Annotated in this window: 19 protein-coding genes and 1 riboswitch; of the genes, 7 read left to right on the forward strand and 12 right to left on the reverse strand. The window is 40.1% G+C overall.

Translation table 11 applies throughout. The features are described 5' to 3' along the window. Nucleotides 1–40: 40 nt before the first annotated feature. From ilvN to O3633_RS04355, 9 genes are all read right to left on the reverse strand, one after another. Nucleotides 41–517, reverse strand: coding sequence for an acetolactate synthase small subunit (gene ilvN, locus O3633_RS04315; RefSeq protein WP_371620505.1), 477 nt, complete (start codon nt 515–517; stop codon nt 41–43). Then, nucleotides 510–2210: an acetolactate synthase large subunit gene (locus tag O3633_RS04320; RefSeq protein ID WP_371620506.1), complete on the reverse strand. Its 1701-nt coding sequence runs from the start codon at nt 2208–2210 to the stop codon at nt 510–512. Before O3633_RS04320 ends, ilvN begins: the two co-directional genes overlap by 8 nt. Before the next feature lie 212 nt (nt 2211–2422). After that, complete coding sequence (rplA, locus tag O3633_RS04325; protein WP_371620507.1) at nt 2423–3112, reverse strand: 50S ribosomal protein L1; 690 nt, start codon at nt 3110–3112, stop codon at nt 2423–2425. 96 nt (nt 3113–3208) lie between these two features. Further along, nucleotides 3209–3634, reverse strand: coding sequence for a 50S ribosomal protein L11 (rplK, locus tag O3633_RS04330; protein WP_001085808.1), 426 nt, complete (start codon nt 3632–3634; stop codon nt 3209–3211). A 193-nt stretch (nt 3635–3827) separates the two neighbouring features. Further along, complete coding sequence (locus tag O3633_RS04335; RefSeq protein WP_049531122.1) at nt 3828–4310, reverse strand: GNAT family N-acetyltransferase; 483 nt, start codon at nt 4308–4310, stop codon at nt 3828–3830. Next, nucleotides 4285–4704: a chromosome partitioning protein ParB gene (locus O3633_RS04340; protein ID WP_371620508.1), complete on the reverse strand. Its 420-nt coding sequence runs from the start codon at nt 4702–4704 to the stop codon at nt 4285–4287. Before O3633_RS04340 ends, O3633_RS04335 begins: the two co-directional genes overlap by 26 nt. A 27-nt stretch (nt 4705–4731) precedes the next feature. After that, the gene (locus tag O3633_RS04345; protein WP_000653446.1) at nt 4732–5382 is read right to left on the reverse strand and encodes a phosphatase PAP2 family protein; all 651 of its coding nucleotides are present in this window, start codon (nt 5380–5382) and stop codon (nt 4732–4734) included. Then, a complete protein-coding gene (locus tag O3633_RS04350) occupies nt 5372–5935 on the reverse strand; it encodes an ECF transporter S component (protein WP_371620509.1) in 564 nt (187 codons plus the stop codon). The genes O3633_RS04345 and O3633_RS04350 overlap by 11 nt, the downstream gene beginning before the upstream one ends. Before the next feature lie 157 nt (nt 5936–6092). Further along, nucleotides 6093–6311: riboswitch (FMN riboswitch) on the reverse strand. A gap of 48 nt (nt 6312–6359) precedes the next feature. Continuing rightward, nucleotides 6360–6863, reverse strand: a complete 504-nt coding sequence (locus O3633_RS04355) for a tRNA (cytidine(34)-2'-O)-methyltransferase (RefSeq protein WP_001273606.1) — start codon at nt 6861–6863, stop codon at nt 6360–6362. Between the two features lie 393 nt (nt 6864–7256). Between O3633_RS04355 and trkA the strand changes: the two genes are divergently transcribed. The 4 genes from trkA (at nt 7257) to O3633_RS04375 (ending at nt 11599) form a co-directional block, all read left to right on the forward strand. Further along, nucleotides 7257–8606, forward strand: a complete 1350-nt coding sequence (gene trkA, locus O3633_RS04360; RefSeq protein WP_049531054.1) for a Trk system potassium transporter TrkA — start codon at nt 7257–7259, stop codon at nt 8604–8606. A 3-nt stretch (nt 8607–8609) separates the two neighbouring features. Then, complete coding sequence (locus O3633_RS04365; RefSeq protein WP_371620510.1) at nt 8610–10049, forward strand: TrkH family potassium uptake protein; 1440 nt, start codon at nt 8610–8612, stop codon at nt 10047–10049. A 163-nt stretch (nt 10050–10212) separates the two neighbouring features. Then, nucleotides 10213–10845: a hypothetical protein gene (locus O3633_RS04370; protein WP_371620511.1), complete on the forward strand. Its 633-nt coding sequence runs from the start codon at nt 10213–10215 to the stop codon at nt 10843–10845. 61 nt (nt 10846–10906) lie between these two features. Further along, a complete protein-coding gene (locus O3633_RS04375) occupies nt 10907–11599 on the forward strand; it encodes a CPBP family intramembrane glutamic endopeptidase (protein WP_371620512.1) in 693 nt (230 codons plus the stop codon). A 621-nt stretch (nt 11600–12220) separates the two neighbouring features. Here O3633_RS04375 and O3633_RS04380 read toward each other — a convergent pair. From O3633_RS04380 to O3633_RS04390, 3 genes are all read right to left on the reverse strand, one after another. Continuing rightward, nucleotides 12221–13765 (reverse strand): peptide chain release factor 3, encoded by a 1545-nt coding sequence (locus O3633_RS04380; protein WP_371620513.1) that lies wholly within the window; start codon nt 13763–13765, stop codon nt 12221–12223. A gap of 207 nt (nt 13766–13972) precedes the next feature. Then, nucleotides 13973–14665 carry a YwaF family protein gene (locus O3633_RS04385; RefSeq protein ID WP_371620514.1) on the reverse strand — a complete coding sequence of 231 codons (693 nt, stop codon included), beginning with the start codon at nt 14663–14665 and terminating at the stop codon, nt 13973–13975. Nucleotides 14666–14699: 34 nt separating this feature from the next. Beyond that, nucleotides 14700–15374, reverse strand: a complete 675-nt coding sequence (locus O3633_RS04390; RefSeq protein ID WP_371620515.1) for a YwaF family protein — start codon at nt 15372–15374, stop codon at nt 14700–14702. A 212-nt stretch (nt 15375–15586) separates the two neighbouring features. Here O3633_RS04390 and gatC point away from each other — a divergent pair, with 212 nt between their 5' ends. Genes gatC through gatB form a run of 3 tightly spaced genes read left to right on the forward strand, consistent with a single transcriptional unit; the run spans nt 15587 to nt 18800 of the window. Continuing rightward, nucleotides 15587–15889 (forward strand): Asp-tRNA(Asn)/Glu-tRNA(Gln) amidotransferase subunit GatC, encoded by a 303-nt coding sequence (gatC, locus tag O3633_RS04395; RefSeq protein WP_371620516.1) that lies wholly within the window; start codon nt 15587–15589, stop codon nt 15887–15889. Continuing rightward, nucleotides 15889–17355: an Asp-tRNA(Asn)/Glu-tRNA(Gln) amidotransferase subunit GatA gene (gene gatA, locus O3633_RS04400; protein ID WP_004251924.1), complete on the forward strand. Its 1467-nt coding sequence runs from the start codon at nt 15889–15891 to the stop codon at nt 17353–17355. The genes gatC and gatA overlap by 1 nt, the downstream gene beginning before the upstream one ends. Further along, nucleotides 17355–18800, forward strand: coding sequence for an Asp-tRNA(Asn)/Glu-tRNA(Gln) amidotransferase subunit GatB (gatB, locus tag O3633_RS04405; protein WP_371620517.1), 1446 nt, complete (start codon nt 17355–17357; stop codon nt 18798–18800). The genes gatA and gatB overlap by 1 nt, the downstream gene beginning before the upstream one ends. Nucleotides 18801–18823: the final 23 nt, after the last annotated feature.

Below are 18823 nucleotides of genomic sequence, written 5' to 3' on the forward strand. Positions count from 1 at the left end.
ATTGCCTGTTAGGCTAGTTTAACAAATTTAAGTTGGATTTTTAGTCGCGGGTAAATCCAGTTGCACCCGTACGAGCGATATTCTTGATACCGTATGGTCGAATAACCCGAATCAAAGCTTCACTCTTTTCAGCATTCCCAGTCATCTGAACAGTAATGGAGCTCGGAGCCACATCAACAACAGTTGCACGGAAAGGCTGGATAATAGCTAAAATTTCTGCTCGCTTCTCAGCTGGTGCTGCAACCTTTACCAAAATAACTTCGCGCTCGAGGTGCGGTTTATCTGTGATATCACGAATACGAATGACATCAATCTGACGGTTGAGTTGTTTGATGATTTGCTCCACCTCATCATGTGAGGCAACATCGATGATAATGGTAATTCGTGATACGTTAGGATTTTCCGTTGCGCCAACAGAAATGCTTTCGATATTGACTTGGCGTCTCGATAAGACTCCTGTGAAGCGATTGAGAACACCTGAACGGTTTTGAAGTTTGGCTGTTAACATTCTACGCATTAAACTTCACCCCCAACATCTCATGATTACTCTTACCAGCTGGTACCATCGGTAAAACATGTTCTTTCCGAGAAATGTCTACTTCAATAAACATTGGTTCATCTTCCATGATGACTTCCAAATCCTTCTCAAGAGTTTCAGGATTATCAAACTTATAATTCTTAATTCCATAGGCTTGAGCCATCAATTGGAAATCTGGAAGGCTATCAAAGACCGACTCTGAAGTTCGACCATCATAGAAGGCTTCTTGCCACTGGCGAACCATCCCGAGTGAATGGTTATTAAGCATGATGACCTTGATTGGAATCTTGTAAATATTTAAGATTGCCAATTCCTGATTGGTCATCTGGAAACCGCCATCTCCGACAAAGAGAACAACTTCTTTATCTGGATTAGCAATCTTAGCACCAATAGCTGCTGGGACTCCGAATCCCATGGTTCCTAGACCACCTGATGTAACCAATTGACGCTCGTTTTGGTAAGGATAGTATTGAGCCGTCCACATTTGGTGTTGTCCAACGTCTGTTACGACAATGGCATCGCCATTGGTCAACTCACCGACGCGTTCAATAACTGCTTGAGGTTGAACCACACGTTCTTTCTTATCATAAGAACGAACACGATTCTTATCTTTGGTAACTTTTTCAATCCACTTTTCAGTATTGTTACGAACGTTTGGCTCAGCTAGTAACTGCTGCAAAGCCTTTTTCGCATCACCGACAACTGGAATATCAACTGCGATAATCTTACCAATCTCTGCAGGATCGATATCAATATGCGCTACTTTTGCATTCTTAGCAAAGGTTTTAGGATTTCCAGTCAAACGGTCATCAAAGCGGCAACCAATAGAAATCATAAAATCAGCCTCAGTCATGGCAATATTTGCTGCAAAGGAACCATGCATTCCGCCCATTCCCAAAAACAGTGGATGGCTAGTTGCAATTGTTCCCTGTCCCAAAAGACTTGTCACAACTGGAATTTGATAACGCTCTGCAAATTCATTTAACTCTGCTGCAGCCTCAGCGTAACTAATCCCACCCCCAGCTAGCAAGACTGGTTTTTTAGCCTTAGACAATTGCTTCAAGATTTTCTTGATTTGCATATCATTTGGCTCAAGTGTTGGCTGATAACTTGGTAAATCTATCTCTGGAGAGTAAATGAAGTCTGTCTCAAGCGCAGAAACATCTTTTGGTAGGTCAATGACGACTGGCCCTGGACGACCTGTAGTCGCAATATGCACAGCTTCTGTAATAATTCGCGGAATATCCGCAGTTTCTCGAACCTGATAATTGTACTTAGTGATTGGCATGGTGATACCAACGATATCAGCTTCTTGAAAAGCATCCTTACCGATTCCCGCTCTTGCAACTTGTCCTGTGAATACCAAAAGGGGAACACTATCGCTCATAGCATCTGCGATCCCTGTAATGGCATTTGTAGCTCCTGGTCCGCTTGTGACGACTGCAACACCAAGTTTTCCTGTTGACTTAGCATAACCTTCAGCTTCGTGAAGGCAGCCCTGCTCATGGCGACCTAGAATATGGCGGATTCCCTTAAAATTATAAATAGCATCATATAAAGGAAGTACTGCTCCACCAGGATAACCAAAAATCGTATCGATTCCTAGATCACGGAGCGTTTCCAAAACGAGTTCCGAACCTGACTTTGGTGAGTCTAAAATGATTTTCTCCATCGTTCCCCTTTCTCTTCTCTTAAAAATAACTTGTTACTATAATACCATTTTTTCAAAAATTTTCAAGAGAAAAGAGCAAATTTTCTGAATTTTCTATCTAGATACTTTACAATATTAAATGAATTAGAAAGTTTATACGTATTTATATTTTTTGAATAGAAAAAAGGTTGAGACAGATCTGCCTTCAACCTTTCATGTTAAATTATTACTAATTAAAGTGAGTTAACGTCAACCTTGATACCAACACCTTGAGTAGTTGTGATTGTCAAGCTTGTTACGTAAGTTCCTTTAGCAGTAGCTGGTTTAGCTTTTTGGATTGTTTCGTTGAATGCTTTGAAGTTTTCAACCAACTTGTCAGCTTCAAATGAAACTTTACCGATGATCGCTTGTACGATACCTGTACGGTCTGCACGGTAAGTGATTTTACCACCTTTAGACTCTTCAACTGCTTTAGCAACATCCATTGTTACAGTACCAGTTTTAGGGTTTGGCATCAAGTTACGAGGTCCAAGGACACGTCCAAGACGTCCAACAAGAGCCATCATGTCAGGTGTAGCGATAACTACGTCGAAGTCCAACCAACCGTCGTTGATTTTAGCAACAAGGTCATCTTCACCAACGAAGTCTGCACCAGCAGCTTTTGCTTCTTCAGCTTTTGCACCACGTGCAAATACAAGAACGCGAGCTGTTTTACCAGTACCGTTTGGCAATACCATTGCTCCACGGATTTGTTGGTCAGCTTTTTTAACGTCAATGTTCAAGTTGTAAGCAACTTCTACAGTTGCATCAAATTTTGCAAAGTTAGTTTCTTTTGCAAGAGCTACAGCTTCTTCTACGCTGTATGCTTTTGTGCTGTCGATCTTCTCAAGAGCAGCACGAAGTTGTTTGCTTTTTTTAGCCATTTTCTATTCTCCTTGTAAGTGGTTCAATCGATTTTCATCTCCCACGTCACTTCTCGAAATGATGAAGTCTTGCGGGTTATATAGGGATGTTATTGATTAGTCAACAACAGTGAATCCCATAGAACGAGCAGTACCTTCGATCATACGCATTGCAGACTCAATGTTTGCAGCGTTCAAATCTGGCATCTTAGTTTCTGCAATTTCTTGTACTTGTGCACGAGTAACTGTAGCAACCTTAGTTTTGTTAGGTGTACCTGATCCTTTTTCAACACCTGCAGCTTTTTTCAAAAGAACAGCAGCTGGTGGTGTTTTTGTAACGAAAGTAAATGATTTGTCTTCGTATACTGAGATAACAACTGGAATGATCATACCAGCTTGGTCAGCAGTACGAGCGTTGAACTCTTTTGTGAATCCCATGATGTTGATACCAGCTTGACCAAGAGCAGGTCCAACCGGTGGAGCTGGTGTAGCTTTACCAGCAGGGATTTGCAATTTTACAAGTTTTTCGACTTTTTTAGCCATTTTTAAATCCTCCTTTGTGGTTTTGGCGGTAATTTAGAGATTTTTACCTCCCACAAGTATGCTTTACACATACCCATCTATTATACACTATTTTTAAAAAAATGCAAGAGAAATTTTTATTTTTGACATTTCTTTCTGTTACACTTTTTTGGTGAAATCAATCTTCAAAATCTTCTACCATGATGGAAAGAATTCATTCGCTCAAAGTCAGTACAAAACTCACTCCATTTTCAGTAGCGCCACTTTCTACAAAACCAAGAGACTCAAAACAGTTTCTAGAGATACGATTGAAAGTATAGATTTCTTGAACGTTCAATTTTTTCCACCCCTTTTGCCGAGCTAGATCAATCAAAGTCTTCAATACCTTGCGTCCAAGTCCCTGATGTTGATAAGTCGGATTGCCAATCACAATAGGAAGATTCTCCTGAGATAAGGTTACATCCCCAATTGGAAGCCACTCTCCCTTTTCTCGAAACTCAATCCAGAACAAATCCCCGTGACTCTCTAAATAGGAATACATAGCATTTAATTTTTCCGAACTATAGGGTATTCTAATGCCGTCTACAAGTTCTACCAAATCCACATCTTGATACCAGGCCAAAGCTGCATCCTGATGATCTGCTAAAAAATAGGGAACTAAACGTAAGGAATCATCTATTTGAATGATTTTTGTCATCATTTTCTACTCCTAATACTAGCTCCACTGCTTGATTAAAACCATCACACCAGTTATACCATTTTGCTTCATACTCATCTTGAGGTAAGATATGATTTTTTAAATCCAGAACAGAGTATATCTTTCTTTTCTCACAAGCTTGCGCATAGAGATGATATAGTTCATCACCTCCATCTCTATCAAACTCAGCAGAAATTGTATCCTGGCCTACCAACAAAGCCTGATAAGCCCTGTGATGGCCATCTGTAATCAAGAAGCAATTTCCAAACGCAAGAACACTGATTGGATTGATATTAGGCTTTTCTTTCGACTGATAAAGCATCTGGATATCTTGTAACTTCTTTTCTGATAAGTATAGTTGAGTCGGATGAAGATCTTTTATGTTGACTTCCATTTTTATCTCCTCAAGAAGGGTCAATTCCTACTTCTGCTTTCCTTTGAAGCGCCATTGAAAACGCAGTTTATCGTAGAAAGGAAACTCCATAAACAAAACTCCTAGGCCTACACAAAGGCTGGCAATCACATCTGATGGGTAGTGAACTCCCAGATAAATTCTTGATACCAATACACTGACTAAGTAAATACCAAGTCCGATTTGCACGACTTTTCTCCAAGTTGTATTCTTAATCCGTTGGCTCAAAATCACAATCAAAGATCCTACCATGAGCGTCACAGCTAGAGAATGTCCACTAGGAAAAGAAAAACCTTTTTCCTCTACTAGCTGTACTATTTCTGGTCTAGGTCGTTGGTAGATATTTTTAAAGGTTACGATTAAGATTCCAGCTAAAGTCAAATTCCCCAGCATGAGATAACTTTCCAGTTTCCATTGCTTACGGTAAAAAATAAAAGCTACAATGAGAACCCAAGTGATAATGACTGGGATATCAATTAAATGTGTGATTGTTCTGAAAAGGAAGGTCAAGGAAGCAGGTAAGTCACCTCGAATAGCAGTCTGGATTGGTTGATCAAAGTCAATCAGCATATTAGGGTAAAACTTGACAATATAACCTAAAATTACAAAAAGCAAAAGGGCAAAAGAGCCCTTCATCAAATATGTTTGTTTATCTTTCATAGTATTTTAAAGTTGGTTTCAAAAGGACAAACAACAACCAGAAAGAGATGGCAAAGATCATACCTTCAATCAGATTAAAAGGCAAGACCATAGTCATCAGGTAGTTGCTCAATCCTAAGATTTTCTCAATATCAAAATTAGCAAACTTAGCGTACAAAGGAACAGCATAGACGTAGTTCAGAACTAGCATAGCTAGAGTCAAACCAAGCGTACCAGCTAGTGAAGCTAGGACGAAACGCATGGTTGTTCGCTCTTTTTTCCAAACCAAACCAAAAGCAAGCACAAAGACTACCAAGGCAACAATATTCATCGGTAAACCAATATAGGTACTAACCCCTTGATTGTTCAGAAGGATTTTCAACAAGGACCGAAGGAAAAGCACTCCAAAAGCTGCTGGTAAATCCAAGACTACCAAGCCCACAAGGACCGGTAAAATACTGAACTCAATCCTCAAAAAGGATGCCGCTGGCAAAAGCGGAAAGTCAAAGTACATCAACACAAATGAAAGCGCTGATAGAATTGCAATGGTCGAAAGTCGACGTGTGTTTGTCATAACAGGTTCCTCCAATTTTCTATAAAATCAGAAGAAGTTGGAAAGGATTCCTCTATCTACCCTCTATTTTTATATTCCAAAAGTTTCCCCTCACTCTGTTTAAGCAAGCGGTTGCAATTTACCTATAAAAAATCAATTAGAATAGACAAAGCCATTCTTTCGTCTTCTCCCATCCAGACTATACTGTCGGTTGTGGAATCTCACCACATCAGCTTGCGCTCGCGGACTTATTTGGCTAAGATATTTTAGATTTGTCTAGGCGTCGCAGTCGAAGATAATACTTAAAGTATATCGAGACAAGACAACGAAGAGAAAGCTAAAATAGCTAGCCAAATTCACCGCCGGTCGGGAATCTCACCCAGCCCTGAAGACCCCTTTATGATAACAAAAAAAGCTTGCAAGCGCAAGCATTTTATCTAAGTGTTTATTTCAATTTATCTGTTTCATAAGTGTGAACCAGTTCGAGGCCCACAAAGTTTTGTTGTCGGAGAGCCTCATAGACAATCATACATACTGTATTAGATACATTCAGGCTACGAACATGTTCATCATTCATCGGAATTCTGAGAGCCTTTTCTGGATGCTCACGCATAAATTCCTCAGGCAAGCCCTTATCCTCACGCCCAAAGAGAAAATAATGATCTCCTTCTGTCGTGAAATCTGCATCTGAATAGACTTTTTCTGCAAACTTGGAAATCAAGTAGAGCTGACCATCCATTTTTTCCATAAAATCAGCCAAGCTATCATAAAAATGAATCTCAAGCTTGTCCCAATAATCTAGACCTGCCCGCTTCATCTTACGATCATCAATAGGAAAACCCATCGGTTTGATAATATGAAGGGGCGCATTCGTTGCTGCGCAAGTACGAGCAATATTACCCGTATTTTGTGGAATCTGGGGTTCAAATAATACAATGTGATTTGCCATGCCTTGTTTCCTCTCACTAGTGCAAAAAAATAGCCACACTGCCCGGAGTCAAGCTCAGCAAACAGCGTGGTTAAGGCATCGTTAACTTACCTCACAACAGGTTTGAAGTAAATCAGCGAAACTACTGTTTTAGTATATCACTTTCAGCTTGATTGTCAATAGAAATGACTTGATTTTTTCAATTTTTTTACAAACATATTTACATTAGCTTAAAATGCTTATGTATTCATTAGAATTACACGAAAATAGCTGATTTATATCTTAAATTTTTAAGAAGTAAGATTATCAGAGGGACAATTTTCTACCCTAATAATGAAAAGAGTCGGTTGCCGAGTGCATTTTATTCTAAAAAAGAGTATGATAGATACATATTGAAAAAGTAGGTTATTTAATATGAAGATTATTCTTGTAGGAGGGGGGAAAGTTGGTTCTGCCCTTTGTCGTTCACTTGTCGCTGACAATCATGATGTTGTCTTAATTGAACAGAACGAAACGGTTCTTAATTATATGACAAGCCGTTTTGATATTATTGGAATTGCTGGTAATGGGGCTGACTTTGCCATGCTAGAAGCTGCCAATGTTCAAGACTGCGATATTTTCATCGCTATGACTCAGTATGATGAGGTCAATATGGTCTCTGCTGTCTTAGCTAAAAAGATGGGGGCTAAAGAAACCATCGTCCGTGTCCGCAATCCTGAGTATTCCAACCCTTACTTTAAAGAAAAAAATATTCTCGGATTTTCTCTTATTGTCAATCCAGAACTCCTTGCAGCTCGTGCTATCGCTAATATCATCGATTTCCCAAATGCTCTTTCTGTTGAGCGTTTTGCAGGTGGTTTGGTTAGTTTGATGGAATTTGTTGTTCGTAAGGATAGCAACATCTGTCAGATGTCTATCGCAGACTTCCGGAAAAAGTTTGGCAATGTGATTGTCTGTGCCATTGAGCGCGATCATAAACTGATGATTCCTAGTGGCGACCTTATGTTAGAAGATAAAGACCGTATCTTTGTAACAGGTCATCGTGTCGATATGATGCTTTTTCATAACTATGTCAAATCTCGTGTCGTTAAAAGTTTACTCATTATCGGAGCTGGGAAAATCGCCTACTACCTCGTTGGTATTTTAAAAGATAGCCGTATTGATACCAAGGTCATTGAGCTCAATCCAGATCGCGCAGCATTTTTCAGTCAAAAATATCCAAAACTCTATATTGTACAAGGAGATGGAACTGCAAAAGATATTCTCCTAGAAGAAAGTGCCCAACACTACGATGCTGTCGCAACCCTTACTGGTGTTGACGAAGAAAATATTATTACATCTATGTTCTTGGATAGTGTTGGTGTTCAGAAAAACATCACTAAGGTCAATCGAACTAGTCTCTTAGAGATTATCCATGCACCTGAGTTTTCTAGTATCATCACACCAAAAACAATCGCTGTTGATACGATTATGCACTTTATCCATGGTCGTGCCAATGCCCAGTATTCAGACCTTCAAGCAATGCACCACCTAGCAAATGGACAGATTGAGACTCTCCAATTCCTTATTAAGGAAGCTAACAAGATGACTGGTAAACCTTTGTCTCAACTGAAACTCAAAAAAGATATTTTAATTGCTGCTATTATTCGCAACGGAAAAACAATCTTCCCAACAGGTGAAGACAGCCTTCAAGTCGGTGATAAGTTAGTTGTCATCACACTACTATCAAATATCACCAAGATTTATGATCTGTTAGAGAGGTAAGCTATGAATAGAAGTATGGTACGATTTCTTCTTGCAAAGCTACTCTTGATCGAGGCTGGTCTACTTTTAGTTCCAGTTAGCATTGCTCTTTATTATCGAGAATCGAGTCAAGTTTTTACAGCTCTTTTCTCTACCATCGGAATCCTTGTTGTTCTAGGTCTTCTCGGCATCATCAGCAAGCCTAAAAAACAGCGAATCTATGCAAAAGAAGGGGTCTTAATTGTAGCCCTCTGTTGGATCCTCTGGTCATTCTTTGGTGCCCTTCCCTTTGTCTTTTCAGGGCAAATTCCCAATATGATAGACGCCTTCTTTGAGATTAGTTCTGGCTTCACAACAACGGGAGCAACCATTTTAAATGATGTTTCTGTCTTAAGTCGTTCTCTTCTATTTTGGAGGAGTTTTACCCACCTCATCGGAGGGATGGGGGTACTGGTTTTTGCCCTAGCTATTATGGACAATGCTAAAAATAGTCACCTAGAAGTTATGAAGGCTGAGGTTCCAGGACCAGTATTTGGCAAGGTTGTATCTAAGCTAAAAAATACAGCTCAAATCCTTTATATCCTCTACCTGGCTATGTTTGCCCTCTTTGTGGTTATTTATTACTTTGCTGGGATGCCACTCTACGATAGTTTTGTTATCGCTATGGGTACTGCTGGTACTGGTGGCTTTACTGTTTATAATGACGGAATTGCCCACTATCACAGTTCTCTCATCACCTATCTGACAAGTGTCGGGGTTTTGATGTTTGGTGTCAATTTCAATCTCTACTACTACCTCATGCTCCGTCGTATCAAGGAATTCTTTTTTGATGAAGAACTCCGAGCATATCTCTTGATTGTAGCCATATCTACTGGTCTAATCACACTCAACACGCTTCACCTCTATAGCGGAGTTTCTCAAAGTTTTGAGATGGCCTTCTTCCAAGTATCTAACATCATTACCACTACCGGTTTTGGATATGGAGATATCACGAACTGGCCTTTGTTCTCTCAATACATCTTGCTAATGCTGATGGCAATCGGTGGTTCTGCTGGTTCTACCGCTGGTGGTCTCAAGATCATCCGTGGAGTCATCCTGTCTAAAATTGCTAAAAATCAAGTCTTGTCTACCATATCACCTCACCGTGTGTTAACCCTTCAGGTTAATCAAACGGTTATTGATAAGGATACCCAGCACAAGATCCTGAAGTATTTTGTGGTTTATATCATGATTCTACTCAGTTTGATTTTCATCGTCAGTTTAGATACCAATAATTTAATGGTTGTCACGAGTGCTGTTTTCAGTTGTTTTAACAATATCGGTCCTATTTTAGGAACAACTGCAAGTTTCTCAATTTTTAGTCCATTTTCAAAACTTCTACTATCTTTTGCAATGATTGCAGGACGTCTTGAAATCTATCCAATCATACTGCTCTTTATGAAGCGAACTTGGTCTAAACGTTAGAACAATCAACTTTACACCCTATCTCCCCTCTTCAAGGAACCCTTGAAGGGGGATTTTTTAGTTTCAACAGACAAGACAGCTCTAAAAATCGACAATTGGGAATTTAAGAATTTTTCTCTCCTATCTTTTAGCTATAATAAGAAAAAAATATAGGGGATACTTTATGGAAAAAGTCATAAAATCAATTCGACTACTCTTGTTCTTTGCCTTAATCCAACTGGCATTTTGTAGTTGTATCTTTTGGTCTGGAACCTCTCTGGCCCTTAAACAATCCTGTTTTTATTTTCTACTGGCTTTATTAGGCTTATCTGGGTCTTGTGCCTTTATGCATTATTTATCTGGTCACAACCTGAAAAGAGATAGACTGATTGATAGGAGTCGCTTTATCTTTTTATTTTATAGTATGATGATTCTGGTCAACCTCTGCGGGGTTGGGCTGGTTCTATCAGATACTATCGTTACTGTCAACTTACTTCAAAAGGAAGCTATAGAACTCATCCTTCCCTCCTTCTTTTTTCTCTTTGGAGTTGATCTTATTACCTTTCTCCCCTTGAAAAAATGGAGAAGGTTGCAAAAAAATTCCAGTAGCAAGGAAGTGAGATTTTCCATCATCTTCATTTCCATTTTAATCTTCCTACGTAATCCAATCACCATTTTATCCATCGCTTTTTATATTGGCCTTGGCGCTTTATTTCTCAGTTTTTTATTCCCAAAAAACTTAAGACAAGAGGTGTCATTCTACAGTCATTTGATTCGAGATATTCTATTTGTCGTTTGTACCTTCCTCTTATGGTAACAAATAGAATCCTTGCAACAATTATGTTATAATTAGATAAAATTTTTTAGGAGATACATCAATGAACTTTTTTAAAGATTTTCGTAAGCGACTCGCTTGGTTTGGGATTTTGTTAGTAGCTATCTTTCTATCTCAGACTCCTATGCTAACTCTAGCTATACTAACTAAAATTCAGTTTAATCCAATCTGGTCAACAATTCTTGTGTCCCTCATTTCGATTTTTGTACTTGCTATCTTTTTATACGGAGCCCATAAGAGCAAGTTGCTTGATTTAAAATCTAAACTTTTCACCGTTAACGATCTTCCTCGCATTGTCTTTAGCTACCTAGCTATTTATGTTGGAAATCTTGTAGGTGGAATCTGGTTACAACTCATGAAACAAACAACAACTGCTAATCAACAAGTAATTATCAACCTTATTTCTGAAAGCTCTCTGATTAGCAGTTTCTTCCTCATCGTTTTAATCGCACCTATTTGTGAAGAAATCATCTGTCGTGGGATTATTCCTACCAAACTCTTCCAAGGCTACGAAAAGTTTGGCTATGTCATTGGTTGGCTAATCTTCCTCCTTGCACATATGCCTTCTAATCTCCCTTCCTTCTTGATTTATGGTTGGATGTCAGCCGTCCTCTCTTGGACTGCTTATCGTACCAGACGTTTGGAAATGTCTATCTCGGTCCATATGCTACTTAATAGTATCAGCTTCATCTTACTGGCGCTCTTCACAATTTTTATGAAAAATTTCGGTATCTAATACCCAACTATCCATTCCTTTAGGCTAGATCAATCGTCCTGGTCTAAGGGATTTTTTTGTTTCAAGCAGCACTTTATCTCGGAAAAATTCATTTTTTCTACCATCTTAAAAAAATTTTTCTGCATAAATTTTATAGAGTTTAAAAATGGATATCTATACTGAAGTTATTTACCGATTAGCGACCTAAAAGACCTCCTAAACTCCGTCCCTCACCAGGGCGGAGTTTAGGAATTTTGTTAAAACCAGCCTACAAGAAAAGCCAAGAAGATATTATTCTTGGCCTTTTTAAATAGATTTAAGGTTCCAAAGCAAGTACTTTTTTACTACAACACGGAGTTTTACAAATCGATTTTATTTGCCAAACGCAGTTAGTAAATCAGTTAGCTAGTCCGCTTCCATTCTGTTACGACGGAAAAGCCCACGAATCGATACCGTTCGTGGGCTTTGCCTAGTGAAGCGTTTAGGTAAACCGTCTTAGTGGATAGTGTTTATTAGATTACGACACTTAGTTTTACAAATCGATTCCATTTGTAAAACTAAGTTAGTGAGGCAGTTAGGCAAGTCTTATAGGACTTGCCGTAGTCTACTTAGATTGCTTTGCAATCAAGTAGACTTACTGAATCACATCTTTTCCTCTAACTCTACATCCGGATACTTATCTGCAAACCAACGGAGGGCAAAGTCGTTTTCAAAGAGGAAGACAGGTTGGTCAAAGCGGTCTTTAGCCAAGATGTTTCGACTTGAAGACATACGCTCATCCAGATCTTCAGGTTTGATCCAGCGAACCGTCTTTTTGCCCATTGGGCTCATAACCACTTCTGCATTGTACTCATTTTCCATCCGGTGCTTAAAGACTTCAAACTGCAATTGACCAACGGCACCCAACATATATTCACCTGTTTGGTAGTTGGTATAAAGCTGAATAGCTCCTTCTTGCACCAATTGCTCGATTCCCTTGTGGAAAGATTTTTGCTTCATAACGTTCTTAGCAGAAACTTTCATGAAGATTTCAGGGGTAAAGGTTGGCAGTGGTTCAAACTCAAACTTATTTTTTCCAACAGTTAGTGTATCCCCGACCTGATAAGTACCGGTATCGTAAACCCCGATGATATCTCCAGCTACGGCATTAGTGACATTCTCACGACTTTCTGCCATAAACTGAGTAACATTTGACAGCTTAGCTCCCTTACCAGTACGAGGGAGATTAACACTCATACCACGCTCGAATTCACCCGATACGATTCGAACAAAGGCGATCCGGTCACGGTGACGAGGGTCCATGTTGGCTTGGATTTTAAAGACAAATCCTGAGAAGTCCTTATCATAAGGATCAACAATTTCTCCGTCTGTTTTCTTGTGTCCATGAGGTTCTGGAGCAAACTTGAGGAAGGTTTCTAAGAAAGTCTGCACACCAAAATTAGTCAAGGCTGATCCAAAGAATACCGGAGTCAATTCACCCGCAAGAATGGCTTCTTCTGAGAATTCATTTCCTGCTTCATTCAAAAGCTCAATATCATCTTTTACTTGTTCGTAGAATGGGTTGCTAGCAAAAAGTTTATCGCCATCTTCTAGGCTTGCAAAACGTTCATCACCTTTATAAAGTTCCAAGCGTTGGTTATAGAGGTCATAGAGCCCCTCAAAGGCTTTCCCCATCCCGATTGGCCAGTTCATCGGGTAGCTAGCTATGCCCAAGACTTCTTCTAGTTCTTGCAAGAGATCTAGTGGTTCACGACCGTCACGGTCCAGCTTGTTCATAAAGGTAAAGACTGGAATGCCACGGTGTTTAACAACCTCAAACAATTTCTTGGTTTGGGCCTCGATACCCTTGGCAGAGTCTACAACCATGACAGCTGCATCCACCGCCATCAATGTACGATAGGTATCTTCTGAGAAATCCTCGTGCCCTGGAGTATCTAGGATGTTCACGCGTTTGCCATCGTAGTCAAATTGCATCACAGATGAGGTTACCGAAATCCCACGTTGTTTCTCGATATCCATCCAGTCAGACTTGGCAAAGTTTCCTGTTTTCTTTCCTTTTACAGTACCTGCCTCACGAATCTCTCCCCCAAAATATAGCAATTGCTCTGTAATAGTCGTTTTACCCGCGTCCGGGTGAGAGATGATGGCAAAGGTACGGCGTTTCTTAATTTCTTCTTGAATGTTCATAAGTTCTCTTTCTTTCTACTTTTTTAATAATTTCAATTTATAATCGTTCTTTGTTACATCGGACTCTAAAATTCCTTTCAACACTCCATTATATCGGATTTTAGAGAGTTTTTCAATTGCTTACACAAGAAAAAGCAGGCCAAAATAGTAGACCTGCTCTTCAGATTCTTTGGTTGACTATTTATATTTATCACTCTTAATATCTCTTCACAAATCAATTGTTTCTAGAGCAATTTTCTTTTGCCAACGTTTCTTAAACAAGATATCAAAGAGTACTAGAGCTGCAGATAGAATGATTGAAACCAGAAGATACTTTATCCATATAGGAGCATCTGGGATAAAAGGTGTGGTATTCAAAAGCCCGTAATTCCCACCTGTGACTTGATTAACTCCAACTAGGAAAAGGTTGAGAACAAAAGTGTAGGCGATAATGCGATACTTTTTAAGTAAGGTCTTATCGTAGTGGTTCATGAGATAGACCAAGGAATTAACCAAGAGAGCATAATGCCCAATGAGAAAAGAAAAACTGGTAATATGCGGAAAGTCATAGGGATCAAAAACGGGATAACCCAAGGCAAATACTGCTCCGCTGGCTCCCATAAGGGCAAAATACTGCTTGGTTTTCCATTTATCTGGCAAGAAAACTACTGCAAACATGGCCAAACGGCAATGGTAAAGAGGCAGGCTGTTCGAAAACGGAATGCTAAAACCAATATACCAAGTGTAAAGAGCTAGCAGTTGCGCTATTTGAATCCACTTAAATAATCGAACAAATTTGGGATTTTTGTAGTAAGTAAGAGATCCATAGATAGACAGTGCAAGAAGACCTATCATGACACCGTACCAAAAAATCGGAATAGGCGGTGGCGTCGTTTGGGTTCTTGTAATAAAATGATGCATAAAATCTCCTTAAGGTAACGAATTCAGTACTACATTAACTATTCTTATGTTTATATTTAACGAGTTGATTGATAAGGATGAGAATACCTGTCATCAAACTAGTTACTATCAAATAATTAACCAAACCGCCATGATCCCCAATCACAGGAGGCGTGCTCATGAAGCCATAATTCCCTCCTGTCAAGAGGTTGGCTAGAAAGATAATAGCATTGACACCAAAGGTCATCTGGCAAATCTTCCAAATATCCCTATTTTCAACTTGATAGTATCTGACAAGATAAATCAAGCAATTTGCTAAGAGGGCCCAGTGGCCAAAAACATTGTTGACCGAGGAAACATGAGGAAAAGGAAAAGGATAGAAGACTGGATAAACTAAAGCCATAATAGAACCAAATACTCCAACCAGGGCAAAATATTGTTTGAAAAAGGTCTTGTTAGGAGCAAAAAGAATCATCCACATAGCCATGCGACTATGGTAAAAAGGGAGAGCCTCAGATAAGGGCAGGCGTGCCGAAATATACCAAGCGTTGACGATGAGCAACTGAATCAATTGTCCCCAATACCAAAAGTTTCTGTAACCTTTAGATGATGCGAAACGAATCGATAAAACAGCTATGATTACTAAAGAAGTAGGCAATAAGAAGTACCACGTCCCCAAATGAGGAGGAACTGTCTTTTTACTGGTAAAAAGTAAATCCCAAATTTTCATATGTCCTCCTTAACTTGTTCGAATCGGTCAATGTCTCCATCTTGTTTGCCGACTAAAAACCAATGCTGTTCTTGCTTCTATTTTCAACCATTATATCGAATTAAAAACCTTTTTTCAATTTCTACTTCTTTTCAACTTAGCTCACCTTATTTATAGGAAAATATGGTAAAATAGAACAGATAAATAATCATCATTTCACGAAAGGATACCCGATGAAAATTACGCAAGAAGAGGTAACTCACGTTGCCAATCTTTCAAAATTAAAATTCTCAGAAGAAGAAACTGCTGAGTTTGCGACAACCTTGTCTAAGATTGTTGATATGGTCGAATTGCTCGGCGAAGTCGACACTACTGGTGTTGAACCAACGACTACCATGGCAGATCGCAAGACCGTTCTTCGCCCAGACGTAGCCGAAAAAGGAACTGACCGTGACCGCTTGTTTAAAAATGTACCTGAAAAAGATAACTACTATATCAAGGTGCCAGCTATCCTAGATGATGGAGGAGACGCCTAATGACTTTTAACAATAAAACGATTGAAGAGTTGCACAATCTCCTTGTATCTAAGGAAATTTCTGCAACCGAACTAACGCAAGCAACCATTGAAGATATCAAGGCGCGTGAAGAGGCTATCAATGCCTTTGTCACTATCGCTGAAGATCAAGCTCTTGCTCAAGCTAAAGCTATTGACGAAACTGGAATTGACGCTGATAATGTCCTTTCAGGAATTCCGCTAGCTGTTAAGGATAATATCTCTACAGACGGTATCCTAACAACTGCAGCCTCAAAAATGCTTTATAACTACGAGCCAATCTTTGATGCGACAGCTGTTGCCAATGCAAAATCTAAGGGCATGATTGTCGTTGGAAAGACTAATATGGACGAGTTTGCCATGGGTGGATCAGGTGAGACTTCTTACTACGGTGCTACTAAAAATGCTTGGGACCACAGCAAGGTTCCTGGTGGATCATCAAGTGGTTCAGCTGCAGCTGTAGCTTCTGGACAAGTCCGTTTATCACTTGGTTCTGATACTGGTGGTTCTATCCGCCAACCTGCTGCCTTTAACGGGATTGTTGGTCTCAAACCAACTTACGGAACAGTTTCTCGATTCGGTCTCATTGCCTTCGGTAGCTCATTAGACCAAATTGGTCCTTTTGCTCCAACTGTTAAGGAAAATGCCCTCTTGCTCAATGCTATTGCCAGCGAAGATGCAAAAGACTCTACTTCTGCTCCAGTCCGCATTGCTGACTTTACTTCAAAAATCGGTCAAGACATCAAGGGCATGAAAATTGCTTTGCCTAAGGAATACCTTGGAGAAGGGATTGACCCAGAAGTTAAGGAAACCATTCTGAACGCTGCTAAACACTTTGAAAAACTTGGTGCTATCGTTGAAGAAGTGAGCCTTCCTCACTCTAAATACGGTGTGGCAGTCTACTACATCATCGCTTCATCAGAAGCTTCATCAAACTTACAACGTTTTGACGGTATCCGCTATGGTTTCCGTGCTGAAGACGCTAAAAACTTGGACGAGATTTACGTTAATACTCGCAGCCAAGGATTTGGTGATGAAGTGAAACGTCGTATCATGCTTGGAACTTTCAGCCTTTCATCAGGTTATTACGATGCCTACTACAAGAAGGCTGGTCAAGTTCGTACCCTCATCATCCAAGATTTTGAAAAAGTCTTTGCAGATTACGATCTCATCCTTGGTCCAACAGCTCCAAGCGTGGCCTTTGATTTGGATTCACTCAACCACGATCCAGTTGCCATGTACTTGGCTGACCTCTTGACCATCCCAGTCAACTTGGCTGGACTTCCAGGAATTTCAATTCCTGCAGGATTTGCCCAAGGTCTACCTGTCGGGCTCCAATTGATTGGTCCTAAATACTCAGAAGAGACTATCTACCAAGCTGCTGCTGCTTTTGAAGCAACAACTGACTACCACAAGCAACAACCCGTGATTTTTGGAGGTGATAACTAATGAACTTTGAAACAGTCATTGGGCTTGAAGTCCACGTAGAGCTCAACACCAATTCAAAAATCTTCTCACCTACTTCTGCCCACTTCGGAAACGACCAAAATGCCAACACAAATGTGATTGACTGGTCTTTCCCTGGCGTACTGCCAGTTCTCAATAAGGGTGTTGTCGACGCTGGTATCAAGGCAGCTCTTGCACTCAACATGGACATCCATAAGAAGATGCACTTTGATCGCAAAAACTACTTCTATCCTGATAATCCTAAAGCCTATCAAATTTCTCAGTTTGATGAGCCAATTGGTTACAATGGATGGATTGAAGTGGAACTAGAAGACGGAACAACTAAGAAAATCGGTATCGAGCGTGCTCACCTAGAGGAAGACGCTGGTAAGAACACCCACGGTACAGATGGTTTCTCTTATGTCGACCTTAATCGTCAAGGGGTGCCATTGATTGAGATTGTATCTGAAGCCGACATGCGCTCACCAGAAGAAGCCTACGCTTATCTAACAGCCCTCAAGGAAGTTATCCAATACGCTGGCATTTCTGACGTTAAGATGGAGGAAGGGTCTATGCGTGTGGATGCCAACATCTCTCTTCGTCCTTATGGTCAAGAGAAATTTGGTACCAAGACTGAGTTGAAGAACCTTAACTCCTTCTCAAACGTTCGCAAGGGTCTTGAATACGAAGTACAACGTCAGGCTGAAATCCTTCGTTCAGGTGGTCAAATCCGCCAAGAAACACGTCGTTACGACGAAGCTAATAAAGCTACTATCCTCATGCGTGTCAAGGAAGGCGCTGCAGACTACCGCTACTTCCCAGAACCAGACCTACCACTCTTTGAAATCTCAGACGAGTGGATTGAGGAAATGCGTACTGAATTGCCAGAGTTTCCAAAAGAACGCCGTGCTCGCTATGTCTCTCAACTCGGATTATCAGACTATGATGCTAGTCAGTTGACAGCTAATAAAGTTACTTCTGACTTCTTTGAGAAAGCTGTTGCCCTCGGTGGCGATGCCAAACAAGTATCTAACTGGCTCCGAGGTGAAGTTGCTCAATTCTTGAATGCTGAAGGCAAGACTCTGGAACAAATCGAATTAACTCCAGAAAACTTGGTTGAAATGATCGCCATCATCGAAGACGGAACTATCTCATCTAAGATTGCCAAGAAAGTCTTTGTCCATCTAGCTAAAAATGGCGGTGGAGCTCGTGAATACGTTGAAAAAGCAGGCATGGTGCAAATCTCAGATCCAGATGTTCTGATTCCAATCATCCACCAAGTCTTTGCGGATAACGAAGCCGCTGTTGCCGACTTCAAGTCAGGAAAACGTAACGCTGACAAAGCCTTCACAGGATTCCTCATGAAAGCAACCAAAGGCCAAGCCAACCCACAAGTAGCCCTTAAACTACTTGCCCAAGAATTGGCTAAGTTGAAAGAGAACGAGTAAATATACTTTTGCTAATAGACTTT

The sequence above is a fragment of the Streptococcus sp. 27098_8_22 genome, from assembly GCF_041432415.1.
Classification (GTDB): Bacteria; Bacillota; Bacilli; order Lactobacillales; family Streptococcaceae; genus Streptococcus; species Streptococcus pseudopneumoniae_M.